The sequence below is a fragment of the Bradyrhizobium sp. LTSP857 genome (genome assembly GCF_000938285.1).
Classification (GTDB): Bacteria; Pseudomonadota; Alphaproteobacteria; order Rhizobiales; family Xanthobacteraceae; genus Bradyrhizobium.
In genome coordinates this window covers 39565-54559 of sequence record NZ_JYMS01000020.1, presented here as the reverse complement: position 1 = coordinate 54559, position 14995 = coordinate 39565, and the positions used below count along the sequence as shown (strand labels likewise).

General features: G+C 63.6%; 16 protein-coding genes. 3 read left to right on the top strand and 13 right to left on the bottom strand.

Annotated elements, in window-relative coordinates; genetic code table 11:
* Positions 1-19: 19 nt before the first annotated feature.
* The 7 genes from UP06_RS11515 to UP06_RS11485 form a co-directional block, all read right to left on the bottom strand.
* The gene (locus UP06_RS11515; RefSeq protein WP_045002690.1) at positions 20-841 is read right to left on the bottom strand and encodes an NAD-dependent protein deacetylase; all 822 of its coding nucleotides are present in this window, start codon (positions 839-841) and stop codon (positions 20-22) included.
* Between the two features lie 138 nt (positions 842-979).
* Positions 980-1555, bottom strand: a complete 576-nt coding sequence (locus tag UP06_RS11510; protein ID WP_045002689.1) for a hypothetical protein — start codon at positions 1553-1555, stop codon at positions 980-982.
* 16 nt (positions 1556-1571) lie between these two features.
* Positions 1572-2375 carry a YadA-like family protein gene (locus UP06_RS11505; protein ID WP_156162915.1) on the bottom strand — a complete coding sequence of 268 codons (804 nt, stop codon included), beginning with the start codon at positions 2373-2375 and terminating at the stop codon, positions 1572-1574.
* On the bottom strand, positions 2372-2986 hold the full coding sequence (locus UP06_RS11500; protein ID WP_045002687.1) for a hypothetical protein: 615 nt from the start codon (positions 2984-2986) through the stop codon (positions 2372-2374). The genes UP06_RS11505 and UP06_RS11500 overlap by 4 nt, the downstream gene beginning before the upstream one ends.
* Before the next feature lie 216 nt (positions 2987-3202).
* The gene (locus tag UP06_RS11495) at positions 3203-3607 is read right to left on the bottom strand and encodes a hypothetical protein (RefSeq protein WP_045002686.1); all 405 of its coding nucleotides are present in this window, start codon (positions 3605-3607) and stop codon (positions 3203-3205) included.
* A gap of 50 nt (positions 3608-3657) precedes the next feature.
* The gene (locus tag UP06_RS11490) at positions 3658-4437 is read right to left on the bottom strand and encodes a sensor histidine kinase (RefSeq protein WP_045002685.1); all 780 of its coding nucleotides are present in this window, start codon (positions 4435-4437) and stop codon (positions 3658-3660) included.
* An 11-nt stretch (positions 4438-4448) separates the two neighbouring features.
* On the bottom strand, positions 4449-4784 hold the full coding sequence (locus UP06_RS11485) for a hypothetical protein (RefSeq protein ID WP_156162914.1): 336 nt from the start codon (positions 4782-4784) through the stop codon (positions 4449-4451).
* Between the two features lie 402 nt (positions 4785-5186).
* On the opposite strand from UP06_RS11485, the gene UP06_RS11480 reads away from it, so the two are divergent.
* Entirely contained in the window at positions 5187-5447 is a 261-nt protein-coding gene (locus tag UP06_RS11480; protein ID WP_045002683.1) for a DUF1488 family protein, read from the top strand.
* A 48-nt stretch (positions 5448-5495) separates the two neighbouring features.
* On the opposite strand, the gene UP06_RS11475 is transcribed toward UP06_RS11480, so the two are convergent.
* Entirely contained in the window at positions 5496-6332 is an 837-nt protein-coding gene (locus tag UP06_RS11475; protein WP_045002682.1) for an SDR family oxidoreductase, read from the bottom strand.
* 54 nt (positions 6333-6386) lie between these two features.
* Positions 6387-7739 (bottom strand): solute carrier family 23 protein, encoded by a 1353-nt coding sequence (locus UP06_RS11470; protein ID WP_045002681.1) that lies wholly within the window; start codon positions 7737-7739, stop codon positions 6387-6389.
* A gap of 140 nt (positions 7740-7879) precedes the next feature.
* On the opposite strand from UP06_RS11470, the gene UP06_RS11465 reads away from it, so the two are divergent.
* On the top strand, positions 7880-9211 hold the full coding sequence (locus UP06_RS11465; RefSeq protein WP_045002680.1) for a dicarboxylate/amino acid:cation symporter: 1332 nt from the start codon (positions 7880-7882) through the stop codon (positions 9209-9211).
* A 195-nt stretch (positions 9212-9406) separates the two neighbouring features.
* Here the strand turns inward: UP06_RS11465 and UP06_RS11460 are convergent, their stop codons facing one another.
* Both UP06_RS11460 and UP06_RS11455 read right to left on the bottom strand, forming a co-directional pair.
* Positions 9407-10147: an SDR family oxidoreductase gene (locus tag UP06_RS11460; protein WP_045002679.1), complete on the bottom strand. Its 741-nt coding sequence runs from the start codon at positions 10145-10147 to the stop codon at positions 9407-9409.
* Between the two features lie 91 nt (positions 10148-10238).
* Positions 10239-11852: an ABC-F family ATP-binding cassette domain-containing protein gene (locus tag UP06_RS11455; protein WP_045002678.1), complete on the bottom strand. Its 1614-nt coding sequence runs from the start codon at positions 11850-11852 to the stop codon at positions 10239-10241.
* Between the two features lie 221 nt (positions 11853-12073).
* Between UP06_RS11455 and UP06_RS11450 the strand changes: the two genes are divergently transcribed.
* Positions 12074-12916 (top strand): tetratricopeptide repeat protein, encoded by an 843-nt coding sequence (locus UP06_RS11450; RefSeq protein ID WP_245305453.1) that lies wholly within the window; start codon positions 12074-12076, stop codon positions 12914-12916.
* Here the strand turns inward: UP06_RS11450 and UP06_RS11445 are convergent.
* Together UP06_RS11445 and UP06_RS11440 are read right to left on the bottom strand one after the other, a co-directional pair.
* Complete coding sequence (locus UP06_RS11445) at positions 12906-13625, bottom strand: hypothetical protein (protein WP_045002677.1); 720 nt, start codon at positions 13623-13625, stop codon at positions 12906-12908. The genes UP06_RS11450 and UP06_RS11445 overlap by 11 nt on opposite strands.
* A 119-nt stretch (positions 13626-13744) precedes the next feature.
* A complete protein-coding gene (locus UP06_RS11440; protein WP_045002675.1) occupies positions 13745-14992 on the bottom strand; it encodes a metal-dependent hydrolase family protein in 1248 nt (415 codons plus the stop codon).
* Positions 14993-14995 lie beyond the last annotated feature (3 nt).

The following is a 14995-nucleotide window of genomic DNA, read 5'->3' as shown; positions in this document are numbered from 1 at the left end:
GGAGTGCAGTTCGCCGCGCTCAGAGCAGGAATGCCAGCGCCGCTTCGCAGCGCTCTTCGACCTTGAGCGTCAGAAGATCGTCCGCACGGGTGCGCCCGAGATTGACCGCCGCGATCGGGATCTGCCGCTGCGCGGCAGCCTGCACGAAGCGGAATCCGGAATAGACCATCAGCGATGAGCCGACGATCAGCATGGCATCGGCCTGCGCCAGATGATCCTGCGCGGTGGCGACGATGTCGCGCGGCACGTTCTCGCCGAAGAACACGACGTCGGGCTTGAGGATGCCGCCGCAGGACTCGCAGGCCGGCACATTGAAGGACGAGAAATCCGCATGCTCCAGATCGGCGTCGCCATCCGGCGCATCCGCGGCATCGAGCGTCAGCCATTCGGCATTGGCGCTGCCAAGCGTCTCCTGAAATTCGTTGCGCGGCGTCTTGCGGCCGCATCCCATGCAGCGGACAAGATCGAGCCGGCCGTGCAGATCAATCACCTGCCGGTGGCCGGCGGATTGATGCAGCCGGTCGACGTTCTGGGTCAGCAGCATCTCGCAGCGACCGTTGGCCTCGAGACGAGCGAGCGCATGATGCGCATCGTTCGGCCGGGCCTGGCCGAACCGCCGCCAACCGATCAGGCTGCGCGCCCAATAGCGTTGCCTCGTATGTTCTTCCGACATGAAGGCCTGGAAGTTGACCGGCTGGGTTCGCTTCCAGTTGCCGTGGCTGTCGCGATAGTCGGGAATGCCCGAATTGGTGCTGCAACCGGCGCCTGTCAGCACGAACAGACGCTCGTGCCGGTCGACGAAATCCTGGAGCGGGTGGTTTGCCAGCGAAGCATCAGTCATGGCGCAGATGTAGTCTGTGCCGGCCACTTTTGCCAGATCAGGCGCGCTCAGGCGGTTCGAAGCCGGCGATCAGATTCGCGAAGTGGGGATCGGGATCGACCGTCTCTTTGAGACACCCGCATCACCCTTGCATTCCGATCATTGCGTTGGCTGTTTGGAAGGCACGCCCGGTTTCGGCGGCGCAGCCTGCTTCTGCGAGACCACCGCCTTCCCTTGAGGAGACTCGGGCGCGGCAGGTGCCACCGGGGCGGATTGGCCGACCGACAGCGACACGCCGAACACGCGCCATTGTCCTTCGACCGGCGCAAACAACAGTTCGAAATTCACCTGCGACGGCACCGATGGAAAAAATCCGGCCATATGCAACAGACCGTTCGGCTCGATCTGCGGCAGCAGTGACAATTGCGGATCGATGACGGTAACGCCGGAGAGGTCGAGCTTGTCGCCGCGCTGCTTGGCGAAAATTTCAGCAAGCCGCGCGGCGTTGTTGACCTGAAAGCCGGGGGCACCGAGATCGCGCAGCACGGTATAGTTGCCGGTCTTGTTGGCCTGGTCGAGCGCGAGCAGCGTCGACCGTATCAGCATCAGCACGCCGTTGCGGTCAATGTTGGCGGGCTTTGGTGCCGCCTGCTGCGGCGGCGTCTGCTGCGCCGAGGTCGTCACAGCTCCGAGAATCAGCAGGCCGAGGGCCGCACTCAACCAACGCAATGTCATGGCGAACGCGTTGTTCCTACCACTGGATGGAAACGGCACCGCGCCCGCCTGCTACGTTGCGTTCAAGCCCGATGCCGCCGCCGGCATTGGCGATGACCGCATAGCTCTTGCCGTCATAGAGCAGCGCGGTTGCACCAATCGCAAAGGCGTTGGCGCCCTCGAAATTGCCGTAGCCGGCCGAGAGCGCGAATTTGCGGCCCGCCTGCAGTGCCGGCATCGAACCGGCCGCAAGTGCGACGGCCGTGCCGCTGCGCGCTTCGAGCCGGTTGTCCATCACTTGCGACTGCAACGAGGTCACCTGCGACTGCAACGTGGTAATGCTCGCCGGGTTGAAGCTCGACGTCGCCAGATTGCCGGCCGCATCGGTGGTGACGAACGAGACAGGCCCGCTCTGCGCCGCCAGACTCGCCGCCGACGCGACGCCGGCCATGCGATAGGTGTTGCTCGCCGTGCCGATTGCGACTTGGTTGGCGGCGGTCGCCGTTGCGCCGGCGCCGACCGCGGTGGAGTTGGTAAAACCAGCCGAGGCTCCCACACCGATCGCGGTCGCATTGAGCGCGGACGCGGTCGCGCCGTTGCCGAAGGCAGAACTGCCGGCGGCCGCACTTGCCTTCGCGCCGTCGCCCACGGCTGTGTTGCCGAACGCCGCGGCCGAATCTGCGCCGACTGCGATCGATCCGGTCGAGACTGCACCAGTTCCGATGGCGATGGCGTTCGCACCGGTGCCCGCGGTCGCGTCATTGCCGATCGCGATTCCGCTCTCGCCTGTTGCCTTGGAGTTGGTCCCCGCAGCGAACGAATTGGCGCCACTTGCCGTCACAGCATTGCCCACCGCGGTTGAGCTAGCGTTGCTGGCGTTGGCGGCGTTCCCGATGGCTGTTGATGAAGAGCCCCCGAGGAACTGCTGAGGCCGATCGCAACCGACCCAAATCCGCCCGACGTTGCGCCCGTTCCGAGAAAACTACCGTCGCCGCCCCCGATCGCGACGCTGTAGTTTCCGAGCGAACTGGGACCGCTGCCGGTGCTACCCGAGCCAATTGCCGTACTCCACCTGCCGGCGCCGGCCGCCGTGCTATTGGAGTTGGTACCGATGCTGGTGATGCCCTGGTTAACCGTCGATAGACCGGCATTTGTGCCCACTGACACGCTGAGGTCGTTAGCCACCGCATCATGGCCCACCGCGGTCGCACTGTTGAAAAGCGCAATTGCGTGGTCGCCGAAGGCGGTGGAGGCCTGGTCGGCCCGGGTATTATCGCCGACTGCGATCCCGTTGGAGCCGGGAGTCCCTTGGGCCGAGCAGGTGCCCACGAAAAAGTTTCCATTGGAATAGCACTGGGCGGCGGCCGGAGACATTCCGAGGAACATAGCCATGGCCGCGAGAGCCGCCAGGTTGACCAGGGTCGCGATCGTGCCAGAAACGTGGCCGCCCATGCGGTCTGACGAGAAGCGCCCGCTGTCCCCATCAGCCGCTCCCGGTTCCGCACAACTGATTGGCATCTTGTCGCTCTCTTCACTGGTCCAAGCTGCCGCAACTCTGGGACACGACCACAGACGGGACATCAACCGTTCGGTTGAGTTCGCCTGTGCGTGCAACGGCGACGGCCCGGTTTTTTCCGACTGTTGCTGGATTGCATCGCGATGCTTCCATCAAACCTTGTGGGGACCGACGTCATGCTTGTGCTTGTGAAGAAACCGGGCGAGCTGCCCGCGGAGCGCCGCTGTCTCGAGCAACGTTCCCACCGACCCGGCGGTGTCGAAAATCTCCCGCTGAAGCGTCGTCGGCAAGGAATTCCATTGCATGATGATGGCCGCGCCGAGACACCGCAAGACATGCTCTTCTTCCGCGACCAGGGCTGCACCGCGCGAACGCTCCGCCTCCCCGGCGTTGACTGCATCCACGTAGTTCTCCGCGAGGACCTGCTCGTTGTCCGCGCGCGATACGAGGCTGTCCTGTAGTTTCTCAAATTTGCGGGTATCGTCCTTGCCGGACGAACTCCTGGCCAGTTCGCCGTACGCGGCCGCTTTTGCACGATACTGTAAGAACTTAAACATGCGGCCTCCTTCGTTGAAACTCTCCGCGTACCCAACCTGCCACTTGCAGACTATGCCGGCGTCGGGACGCTCAGAGAAACCTGTGGAACGTCGAACCTGTACGCGAAGCCCCGCTCCGCATAGGTCAATTGCACGTTGCCCTGGAGTTGACGGCCAAGCGTCTCGATCAATTTCGTTCCGAAGCTGCGCTTTGCGGGTGGCTGGATCAACGGACCATCCTTCTCGGTCCAGGTCAGGTGCAAACGCTGCGTCTGCTGATCGACCGTCCAGTGGAGATCGACACGCCCCTTTGGGACCGAAAAGGCGCCATATTTCGTGGCGTTGGTGCAAAGCTCGTTGAGCGTCATCGCGACGGCGATCACCGCACCCGAATTGATCCGGATATCGGGTCCTGAAATCGAGAACTTCGGCTCATTGCGATCATCGAAAGCTTCGATGGCGCTGCGGACGACCGCACCGAGATCCGCGTTGGCCCATCTTGTCTGCAAGAGGAGATCGTGTGCCCGGCCGAGTGCCAATAGCCGGCCCTCGATGGCCTGCTGCGCGTGGTCTGCGCCCTGCACGCTACGCAGGCTCTGCGAGACGATGGCGGAAACGGTCGCAAGTGTATTCTTGACGCGGTGGTGCAGCTCCTCAAGCACCAATTTCTGCAGCTTGTCGGACGTCTCTCGCTCTCTGGCGTCGATGCCCGCCCTGGCAAGCAGATCACTCGTATTGATTTCGGCCTGGGCGAGGAGAAGCCGCAAGCTTACATTCTCTGCCGCCAGAGCGTCCTCGTACGATTCTGTGCCGCCGGGGTGCTGGCCCGTACGGAGATCGATTTCGAGCATTGGCGACTATATCACCTGAGTTGCTGCCGGTCAGCGGCATCGTCATTTTGCTTGCGTTGCTTCGTCGCCGAGAAATACGCGAGAATTTCGGCGGCGTTTCCAAGGATCGCGGCGCTGCGCATGGCCGCCGCGCGCTTGTCTCCTGACGGCATCTCGCGAGCTCTACCGAGGGCGTCGATCGCCTTGGAATTGAGCTCGCAAGCCAAAGACGACTGGACTGGGTCCAATGAGGTGCTTGCCTGATCCGACGGCGACGGCGCGCCGAAACCGACTACCATTGGATCAGCAATGAAGCGACGACCAACAGCACAAAGAAGGCGGGCAGCAATACCGGAGGTACGAGCCACCCGCGAAGATTGAATCCAGGGGAATCCGACATAAAGGCCGCCTCTTGGTCGCGGCGGGAGCGCAATGCTCACAGTCACCGATAACAGCCGAGGGGCGCGCGGTGATGCCCTCGATATGGTCACCTTCCGCCGAATAGCGAGGCCCGGTAGAAACTATTTGTCACGATAAGCATCGAACCGGGTTATAACCCGGTTGCCAAATCATCATTTGAAGCAAGCGCAACCGCTTCATTCCACCGTCTCTTCCTTCGCCGAAGGGCTTTCCGGCGCCAGATTTTGTCGGCGTCTCGACGAAGCGTCTGTGGTCTTGACCTACGCAAGCCGAGTTTCGCCACCCAACGTGCCCTGGTTCAAACGGCGTAAAGCCGGCGCGTGGCACCTGCAAATTGATCGGTCTGAACCATGATTGATTTTCCAAATCACAGCCGCTCCTATGATCGAACACGACGCGCCGTGCGGTTTTGGGGACACGACAGCGCCATCGAGGCCTCATTTTTCATAGAGGAAGGTGCCTTGAAGCGACTCCAGCCGGATGGTGCTTCCAACGAATTGGGCTTTCTGAACGCGTTTGATTCCCATCGCGACCTGATATGTGCCGCCGCTGCCAAGGCGTATGTCCGCGGCAGCAGGGGCTCTTACAATTTGGTCGCGGGAGATTTTTGAGCGATCCGCTCGGGCGTAGCGTGAGCAATCCACCATTAAGTTCACGCCCTAGCTCGCCCAGTTCTCCCGGAACTCGGGAAACAGCGTCAGGCCGCCGCAGGCATAGATGGTCTGGCCGGTGATGTAGCTCGCATCGTCCGAGGCAAGAAAGGCGAACACGGCGGCGATCTCTTCCGGCGTTCCGACGCGACCGAGCGGAATGTGACTGGTGACGACGCCGCGCTTGTCGGCGTCGCCGGTCCAGGCCGCATTGATCGGCGTGTCGATTGCGCCGGGACCTACCGCGTTGACGCGGATGCCGCGGCCGGCGAATTCCAGCGCCAGCGTGCGCGTCAGATTGGCCATGCCGCCCTTGCTGATCGCATAGGCGAGATAGCCGGGCTTCGGAATGATCTGGTGGACGCTCGAGCAGTTGATGATGCTGCCGCCTCCGCCGCGCGCGACGAAATGCGCCAGCGCCTTCTGCGCGCAGATCACGGCGCCGTTGAGATTGACGTCGATGATGCGGCGATAGGTTTCGACGTCGAGCGCATCGCTCGGCGATTCCCGCTGGAAGCCGGCATTGTTGACCAGGCAGTCGAGGCGCTTCCAGCGCGCCAGGATCGTGTCGAACATCGCGGCGATCTCGGTTTCGACCCCGACATCGGCCTTGACGATGACATGATCGAGCTTGCCGTGGCCACGGTCGCTCGATGCGGTGCGAGCGAGCGCGAGCGTCTCCTCGGCCTTCTCGGGATGGCCGAAATAATTGATGGCAACGGTCGCGCCTTCCTGGGCGAGCCGGATGGCAACGGCGCGCCCGATGCCTTGCGAGGCGCCGGTCACCAGCGCGTATTGGCCAACCAGGCGCGAGGGAAACAGGGTCGAACGATCGGTCTGCGGCATGGGTTTTCTCCGGAGTGCCTCATCATCGGCGGAAGGCGCGTTTTGTTCCATCCCTTATCGCATCCCTGGGATTCCCTCGGCGCGACTCGCGAGCGGCGAGGTCAGGATCTGATACAGGATGATGGCGCCAAAGGTTGCGGTGCCGATGCCGCCGATCGTGAACGCGCCGAATTTGAGCGTGAGATCGCCGGCACCCGCGGTGAGCGCCACGGCGACGGTGATCAGGTTCGCCGGATTTGCGAAGTCGACCTTGTTCTCGACCCAGATCCGGCCGGCCATCGCCGCGATCAACCCGAACAGCACGATCGAGAGGCCTCCAATGACGGGACCGGGGATCGACAAGATCAGCGCGCCGAATTTCGGCGAGAAGCCGAGCAGGATCGACACAATGGCCGCGACGGCAAACAGCAAAGTCGAATAGACCTTGGTCGCCGCCATGACGCCGATGTTCTCGGCATAGGTAGTGACACCGGTGCCGCCGCCGCAGGCCGCCACGATCGTCGCAAGACTGTCGGCGAGCAGGGCGCGGCCGAGATAGCCATCAAGGCTCCGGCCCGTCATGGCACCAACGGCCTTGATATGACCGAGGTTCTCGGCGACGAGAATGATCGCGACCGGCGCGATCAGGACAATTGCATCGACATGGAAGCTCGGCGCAGTGAAGTTCGGCAGGCCGAGCCACGGCGCGGCCGAGAGTTGCGTAAAGTCAATCGGCGTGCCGAAGCCGAGGCCGTTCGCGAACAGCAAGACCAAAAGATATCCGCCGATCGCGCCGAGAATGATCGGCAGCCGGCGCCACAGACCGGGAGCGGCAACGGCAACCATGCCGATGATCAGAACCGTCGCAAGCCCGATCCAGGTGTCGAACGCACCGGCGCTCACCGCCTTGACCGCGACGGGTGCGAGGTTGAGACCGATCGCGGCGACCACAGCGCCGGTAACGGCCGGCGGCAGCAGCCTCTCGACCCAGCCCACGCCGGACCACATCACAATCAGCGCAATCACGCCGTACAGCACGCCGGCTCCGACGATGCCGCCGAGCGCAACTGACAGGTTCGGGTTCGGCCCATGCCCGGCATAGCCGGTGGCGGCGATGACGACCGCGATGAACGCGAAGCTCGAGCCGAGATAGCTCGGCACCCGCCCCGCGACGATGACGAAGAAGATCAGCGTGCCGACGCCGGAGAACAGGACCGCAACATTGGGATCGAACCCCATCAGCAGCGGCGCGATGATCGTCGAACCCGACATTGCGACGCAATGCTGGAGACCGGAGACGATGGTCTGGCCCCATGACAGCCGCTCCTCCGGCATGATCACGCCGGAGGTCTTCAGTTTCCAACGTGGAAAATAACCTTTTGAAGAACGGTCTTGCGCCCGCTCTTCGGAGCCGGTTGCTGTCGACATGTTCCCCCCGTTGCAGTGCAGCGATCAATCTTCGTGCAAACAGACAAAAATGTGATTGTCGCTTCTGCAGCGACCATCACATGATGCAAATCATGTGAGATCCAAATTCTGCAAAATCAATGCGTTCCGGGGCATACACTATGACACAAGTTGCGATCCAGCCAGCCGTCCACCGCCGGCACCAGCCCTGGTACAAGGTCCTCTATATCCAGGTCCTGATCGCGATCGCACTCGGTGTGCTCATCGGCTACCTCTATCCCGATCTCGGCAAGGAACTGAAGCCGCTCGGCGACGGCTTCATCGCGTTGATCAAGATGATGATCGCGCCGGTGATCTTCTGCACTGTCGTGCACGGCATCTCCTCGATGGGCGACCTCAAGCGCGTCGGCCGGGTCGGGCTGAAGTCGCTGATCTATTTCGAGATGGTCTCGACCGTCGCGCTCGCGATGGGCCTGTTGGTCGGCGAAATACTCCAGCCCGGCAACGGCTTCAACATCGATCCCGCCACGATCGATCCGAAGTCGGTGGCGACCTATGTCACCCAGGCCAAGGAGCAAGGCATTGTCGCTCACCTGATGGCGATCATCCCCGACAGCTATGTGGGCGCGATCGCGCGTGGCGACCTGCTCCAGGTGCTGCTGATCTCGATCCTTTCCGGTTTTGCCATTGCGCTGCTCGGCAAGACCGGCGAGCCGATCGCGGACGCCGTCGACAAGGCCGCAAAAATGTTCTTCGGCATTATCAAGCTCATCGTGCGCGTGGCCCCGATCGGCGCCTTCGGTGCGATGGCATTCACAGTCGGCGCCTATGGCCTCGGCTCGTTGCTCAACCTTGTCGCGCTGATCGGTACGTTCTACCTCACCAGCGTCCTGTTCGTGCTGATCGTGCTGGGTTCGATCGCACGGCTCGCCGGCTTCTCGATCCTGCGCTTCATCGCCTACATCAAGGACGAGCTCCTGATCGTGCTCGGCACCTCGTCGTCGGAAACGGTGCTGCCGCAGATGATCCAGAAGATGGAGCATCTCGGCGCCTCGCGCTCGGTGGTCGGGCTCGTCATCCCGACCGGCTATAGCTTCAACCTCGACGGCACCAACATCTACATGACGCTGGCGACGCTGTTCCTGGCGCAGGCGACCAACACCCATCTGACGATCTGGCAGGAGCTCGGCATTCTGGGCATCGCCATGATCACCTCGAAGGGCGCCTCGGGCGTGACCGGCGCCGGCTTCATCACCCTCGCCGCGACGCTCTCGATCGTGCCTGATATTCCGATCCAGTCGATCGCGATCCTGGTCGGCATCGACAAGTTCATGAGCGAGTGCCGCGCGCTGACCAATCTGATCGGCAACGGCGTCGCCTGCGTCGTCATCAGCATTTCCGAAGGCGAGCTCGACCGCGACGCGCTGCACGAGACCATGGCGCATCCGCTGGAGATCGGCGAGTCGCTCGAACCGGGCGGCAGTGCGTCTTAACCTCTCGCCGCCCTTGAGCGTGGAGAGGGAGCGAGACAGTGTGACCGGTTCCGTTGCGGTAGTTTCCCGGAATGGAAAAACCGTGCAGCCCGCGTCACAAAGACGGCGTTGGGATCACCGATTGATACTCATTCATTCCACCCGACGCGCTGGGGGCAGAGCGTCGGGTTTTTGAACTATCTCCGAGAGATGGGATCAGATGATCCCGCCATTGGGACGCAGCACCTGGCCGTTGATCCAGCCGCCGTCGGGACCGGCGAGGAACGCGACCGCGGCAGCGACGTCCGAAGGCTGGCCAAGCCGCTCCAGCGGCGCGAGCTTGGCAAGGCGATCGATCAACTCCTCCGACTTGCCATCGAGGAACAGCTTTGTTGCGGTCGGTCCCGGCGCCACAGCGTTCACGGTGATGTTGCGGCCACGCAGCTCCTTGGCGAGCACATGCGTCAAGGCTTCGACCGCCGCCTTGGTGGCGGCATAGACGCCGTAGGTCGGAGACAGAATCCCGGCCTGGCTCGACGACAAATTGACGATGCGACCACCATTGCGCAGCCGGCGCGCGGCCACGCGTAGCGTGTTGAAGGTGCCCTTCAGGTTGATCGCAATCTGGCTGTCGAAGACAGCATCGTCGGCGTCCACAAGCGCCGCCAGCCGCATGATTCCGGCATTGTTGACGAGCACATCGACCCCGCCAAACGCCAACTCCGCTGCGTCGAACATGCGCGCCACAGCGGCCGGATCGCTGACGTCGGCCTGCGCGGTGATGGCCCGGCCGCCGGCCTGCGCGATCTTGCCGGCCAACGCCTCCGCTTCAGCCGCACCGCCGGCATAGTTGATGACGACCGCAAAACCGTCGCCGGCGAGCCGTTCGGCGATCGCGGCGCCGATGCCGCGCGAGCCACCGGTAACAACAGCGACCTTTTTGCTTGCGTTGGACATTGCCTTCTCCGTGGTTCCGGGCCGCTGCCTGCGGCTGACACGGGAGGATTTGCCCCTTTTGGGGCGAGAGATAATCAGCCACCGGCCGGTATCATTGTTCCGTTGGGTCGAACAATCCGCCTGGAATAGCGAGATCGAGCCGGCGCGTGACCCCTATCGCCTGCAAGAACGGCTCATCATGGCTGACGACGAGCAGCGCGCCGTCATAAGCCCTCAAGCCGGCTTCGATGGTTTCAATGGATTCGAGGTCCAGATGATTGGTCGGCTCGTCCAGGATCAGAAGTGACGGCGGCATCGACCCACCCAGCACGCAAGCCAGGCCCGCGCGAAACAGCTGTCCGCCGCTCAGGCTTCCGACGATCTGCAAGGCCGCATCGGCACGAAACATGAAGCGAGCCAGGGCGGCGTGGCACTCATTCGCGCCCGCCTTTGGATTGAGACGCTCAAAATTGTCCAGGATGGAGATTGCGGGATCGAGCAGGCTGACCTTCTGGTCGAACATCGCGAAGTCGGGCCTCACCCGCACGGTGCCTGACAAAGGACGCATCTCGCCCGCGATGAGTTTCAGCAGGGTTGTCTTGCCGGAGCCGTTCGGCCCGACAAGTGCAACGCGCTCCGGCCCGACGATGGTGAGCGATAGGTCGCGCAAGACCGGCCGCTCCGGCTGATAGCCGGCACTGACCCGATCGAGCCAAACCAGCTCCCGCCCCGCCGGCAGATGCGTCGAGGGCAGTTTCACGGACAGCGGTTGAAGGATCTCGATGCGCCGGCACGCCGTGTTGACCGCATCGAGTGCCTCCGCGCGCCGCCGTTCGGTAATCTGCGCGTTCTTTCCGCCGCTGTCTTCGCTGCGATCCTTGCGCGCACCCGCCAGGATGCGCGGGATGTCGCCCTTGGCGCGTTTCTTCTTCCCGCCGCTGTCCTTGCGCGCCTTCCGTTCGGCGACCCCCTGGGCCCTGCCGTCGATCTCGAACAGATGTTTCTCGGCATGGGCGAGATCGTGTCTGACAGCAGCGAGCTCGATGGCTTTCTGGTCTCGGTAAGCGCTCCAGTTGCCGCCGTATCGCGTTGCTCCGAGCGAGGTCAGCTCGACGATGGCGTCCATGGTCTCGAGCAGGCCCCGATCATGGCTGACGACGATCGCGCCGCCGCGCCAGGCCGCCAGGAGATCGATCACCGCATTGCGCCCGTCCCGATCGAGATTGTTGGTGGGCTCGTCCAGAAGCAGGAAATCCGGCTCGGCGAAGAGCAGCGCGGCAAGACGAACGCGCGTGACCTGCCCGCCCGACAAACTGTCGAGCTCCGTGTCGGGAGCGACATCGAACCCGACACGGTCAAGGACGGCTGCGAGCCGCGTCTCGAGGGTCCAATCGACGTCGGCGACCTCCTCGGCCGAGGCATCGCCCCGCTCCGCCCGGCGAAGCAGCTTCAGGGCGCGGCGCGCGCCGAAGAGATCAACGACTGTCGCGCCTGCAAGGAGCTGGGCGTCCTGACGCAGGAGCCCGACGGTCCCGTTGACCACAACGCGGCCGGACGGAGGAATGTGTTCTCTCGAAATCGACGCGAGCAGCGTCGTTTTCCCGATGCCATTGCGGCCGACGAGGCCGGTCCGCTCGGCGCCGAATGTCAGGTCGATGTCGGAGAGGAGGGAGCGGCCGTCAGGCGTGGATAGCGACAGGCGCGACAGGATGATCGAAGCAGGCATGATATTCCCCGTGAGCAAGGCAGGTCGGCTTTGCGGTCGGGGTAAAATCCATGGCTTTCGAATTCCTGATTGATAACCCGCTCATAATCCTGCCGGGGCGCGAGATCAAGGCGCATCCTCAATGACTCGCTCGCGATGCCTCACGAACTCGTTGATGGACGCCTCGATGGGGGCGCGATAGAGGCCAACAAAACCCCGTGTCTCCATAAAGAGGCCAACGCGTGACCGGCCGGCCAAACAACGCCCTCGCCCAACTGCTGCAACAAGCCTTCATGGCGCTACGCGCCAAGCAGTTCGACGTTGCAAGGCAGCTTGCAACCGAAGCCCTCAAATCAAATCGCTCAGACCGGAACGCGGTGCTGATCCTGGCGCATGCGCTCATTGGACTGGGCCGTGCGGACGAGGCGGTCGTGCCGCTCGAAAAGGCTGCGCGGCGTAATAGCGATCCGGAAATCGAGACGCTGCTCGGCCACGCGCTCTGCAATTCGCGGCGCAGCGTGGATGGCATCGCGCAACTGCGCCGCACCGCGGGCCGGCGCCCGCCTTATCTGCCCGCCTTTCAGGAGCTGGCCGGCCAGCTCGCGAACGGCGGAGGGGTCGGCGATGCAATCGGGATCATCGCGGACGCTCTCGCACTCGCCCCCGCCAGCATCGACCTGCAACTCGACCTTGGCCGCATGCATGTGCGGAACAACAATCGCACAGAGGCCCGCCGCGTTCTGTCTGCTGTGCGCAACGCAGCGCCGGGGCGCACCGACATCCTGACCGAGCTCGCCTGGGCCCAGCTTCTGGACGGCGCCTATGCGGATGCCGCCGACACCTACCGTCACGCGCTCGGGCTTCGCCCGGACGACGCGCTGTCGCGCGCCAATCTCGCGATCTGTCTCATGGAGATGGGCGAGCGCGACGGCGGCGAGGCCGCGCTGCGTTCGGTGTTTCGCGGACGGCCTCACATGCTCGGCCGTGCCGCCTTTGCGCTCGCCGCCTCGTCGCACGGCCGCTTCTTCTTCCGGCCGAGCGCAGCCGCGAAATTTCTGGACCGCGAGCGCGCAGCTAAGCCCTGAATTTACGGCGGTACAAGCCCGGCTCGCGCTTCAGCGCGGCGCGCAATGCATGGACCTGCTGCGTGTCTTCCTCCGTGAAGGCGGAGGTCTGCCGGGTCCAGTCCTCGCGCTTGACCGGAATGCACTGCGCGATCGGCGTGCCCTTGGGTAGCACGCCGCGAAAGCTCGTGTTGTGCCAGTGCGCCGGAAAGTGGATCCAGGTGTCGCGATAGCGATCGCAATCGACCAGGCCACTCAGCGTGGTGAAGGGCAGATCAAAGCGGTTGACGGGATGCGTGAAGAACAGCGCGTAGCCTTCCGGCGCTTCGATGGTCCAGAGGTTGTGGAACTTGATGACGAAGCGGTCGGCCTCGAACAGCGGCGAGCCGGTGAGCTGGCCATGGTCGTGAAAACTGATCGGCGAGCGCGGAAAATCGATCTCGCCACCCGATGGAATGTCGTTGTCCCAGATGATCTCGCCATCCTCGACCCGGAGATCACAAATCAGCGGGATCAGAAAGCCGCATGTCATCGCATCGATGAAGGGCGGGCATCGCTTGATGGTCGCGTCGTCCTGCTGGTTGAGGGCGCTGAAGGCCGTCGTCGGCATCGCCTTGAGCCAGTCGGGAACGCCGAGGTTTGCCGGGACCGGCTGCGGCAGCAGTCCTTCCAGCTCTTTGGGGCAGCGAAATCTGATCGCGAGCTTGTTGTTATTGGTCTGCGAGGACATTAGGCATTCCGGCCAAGTCCTCTCCTGATAAACGGAAACTGCCGCGCGTCAAAGCGTCGCAGCAGCTCCGGACCATTACATCTTCGTCATGTTGGGAGCAGCACTGCGGCGCAGCGCAGCTACGCAGCCAGCCTGTCGAACTGGACTTTCCCCGCCTTCATCACCAGCGGAATGTGTTCGCCCTGCCCGAGCAGGCAACTCACGTCACGCAACGGGTTGCCGTCGACCACCAGCAAATCCGCAAGAGCCTCAGGCGCGATCCGGCCGAGCTTGCCCTTCATGCCGAGCACCTCGGCCCCGATCACCGTCGCACTGGCGATGACCTCGCGCGCTCCCTGAATTTCGGCGCGGATGCGGAATTCGTCGCTCTGGAGGCGCTGGGACGGCCCGAGCAGATCGCTGCCATACCCCATCTTCACCCCGGCCTTGCGATAGATCTCGAGCGAGCGCAGGCCGGCGTCGCGCACGTCGGCGATCTTGGCCACGCTCTCCGGCGGCAGGCCATATTGCGCACCCTCATTGGCGAGCGCCTCATAGGTGACGAGCGTCGGCACCACATAGGCGCCCTTCTCGGCCATTAGGCGCGCGGTCGGCTCGTCGACGAGGTTGCCGTGCTCGATGGTACGCACGCCGCAGCGGACCGCGCGCGCAATGGCTGCGGCAGTGTAGGCATGGGCGAGCACATAGGTCTGGCGCCCCTGCGCTTCCTCGACGATGGCGCGGATCTCGTCCTCGGAGTAGCCGAAGGCGCCGACCGGATCGGTCGGCGAGGCGACGCCGCCGGAGGCCATGATCTTGATCTGGTCGGCGCCCATCTGGAGCTCCTCGCGCACCGCCTTGCGCACGCCGTCGACACCGTCGGCAACCCGCGCCAGCGCACCGACGCGCACGCAGCACGGACAGACAGAATCGCTGGCCAGATAGTCCGAGCGAGCCCGACCGTCGCCATGCCCGCCGGTCTGGCTAAGGGCACGACCGGAGACGAACAGGCGCGGCCCCTCGGTCAGGCCGGTGTCGATCGCCTCCTTCAGAGCATGGCCGGCACCACCGGCATCGCGCACTGTCGTAAAGCCGCGCCGCAGCATGCCTTTCAGAAGCAGCGTCGAGCGCAACGTCACCAGCACGTTCGGCATGCGCGCCTGCTGCGCCAAATTGAGCTCGATGGCGATGGCATGCACGTGCAGGTCGATCAGGCCAGGCATCAGCGTCTTGCCCTTCAGATCGATCGTCCGGTCAGCGGACGCTTGCAATGGCCGGTCCGAGACCTCCTTGATCAGATTGTTCTCGACCAGCACGTCATGGCCCGCCAGCAATTCCGGCTGGAGCGGGTCGAGCAGAGCGGCATTCTTGAAGAGGATGCTGGGCATGGC

Bases quoted from the DNA above. Each gene is read 5' to 3' on its own strand.
- UP06_RS11515 (WP_045002690.1), bottom strand. From the start codon at position 841: ATGACTGATGCTTCGCTGGCAAACCACCCGCTCCAGGATTTCGTCGAC.
- UP06_RS11510 (WP_045002689.1), bottom strand. From the start codon at position 1,555: ATGACATTGCGTTGGTTGAGTGCGGCCCTCGGCCTGCTGATTCTCGGA.
- UP06_RS11500 (WP_045002687.1), bottom strand. From the start codon at position 2,986: ATGGGCGGCCACGTTTCTGGCACGATCGCGACCCTGGTCAACCTGGCG.
- UP06_RS11495 (WP_045002686.1), bottom strand. From the start codon at position 3,607: ATGTTTAAGTTCTTACAGTATCGTGCAAAAGCGGCCGCGTACGGCGAA.
- UP06_RS11490 (WP_045002685.1), bottom strand. From the start codon at position 4,437: ATGCTCGAAATCGATCTCCGTACGGGCCAGCACCCCGGCGGCACAGAA.
- UP06_RS11480 (WP_045002683.1), top strand. From the start codon at position 5,187: ATGATTGATTTTCCAAATCACAGCCGCTCCTATGATCGAACACGACGC.
- UP06_RS11475 (WP_045002682.1), bottom strand. From the start codon at position 6,332: ATGCCGCAGACCGATCGTTCGACCCTGTTTCCCTCGCGCCTGGTTGGC.
- UP06_RS11470 (WP_045002681.1), bottom strand. From the start codon at position 7,739: ATGTCGACAGCAACCGGCTCCGAAGAGCGGGCGCAAGACCGTTCTTCA.
- UP06_RS11465 (WP_045002680.1), top strand. From the start codon at position 7,880: ATGACACAAGTTGCGATCCAGCCAGCCGTCCACCGCCGGCACCAGCCC.
- UP06_RS11460 (WP_045002679.1), bottom strand. From the start codon at position 10,147: ATGTCCAACGCAAGCAAAAAGGTCGCTGTTGTTACCGGTGGCTCGCGC.
- UP06_RS11455 (WP_045002678.1), bottom strand. From the start codon at position 11,852: ATGCCTGCTTCGATCATCCTGTCGCGCCTGTCGCTATCCACGCCTGAC.
- UP06_RS11445 (WP_045002677.1), bottom strand. From the start codon at position 13,625: ATGTCCTCGCAGACCAATAACAACAAGCTCGCGATCAGATTTCGCTGC.
- UP06_RS11440 (WP_045002675.1), bottom strand. From the start codon at position 14,992: ATGCCCAGCATCCTCTTCAAGAATGCCGCTCTGCTCGACCCGCTCCAG.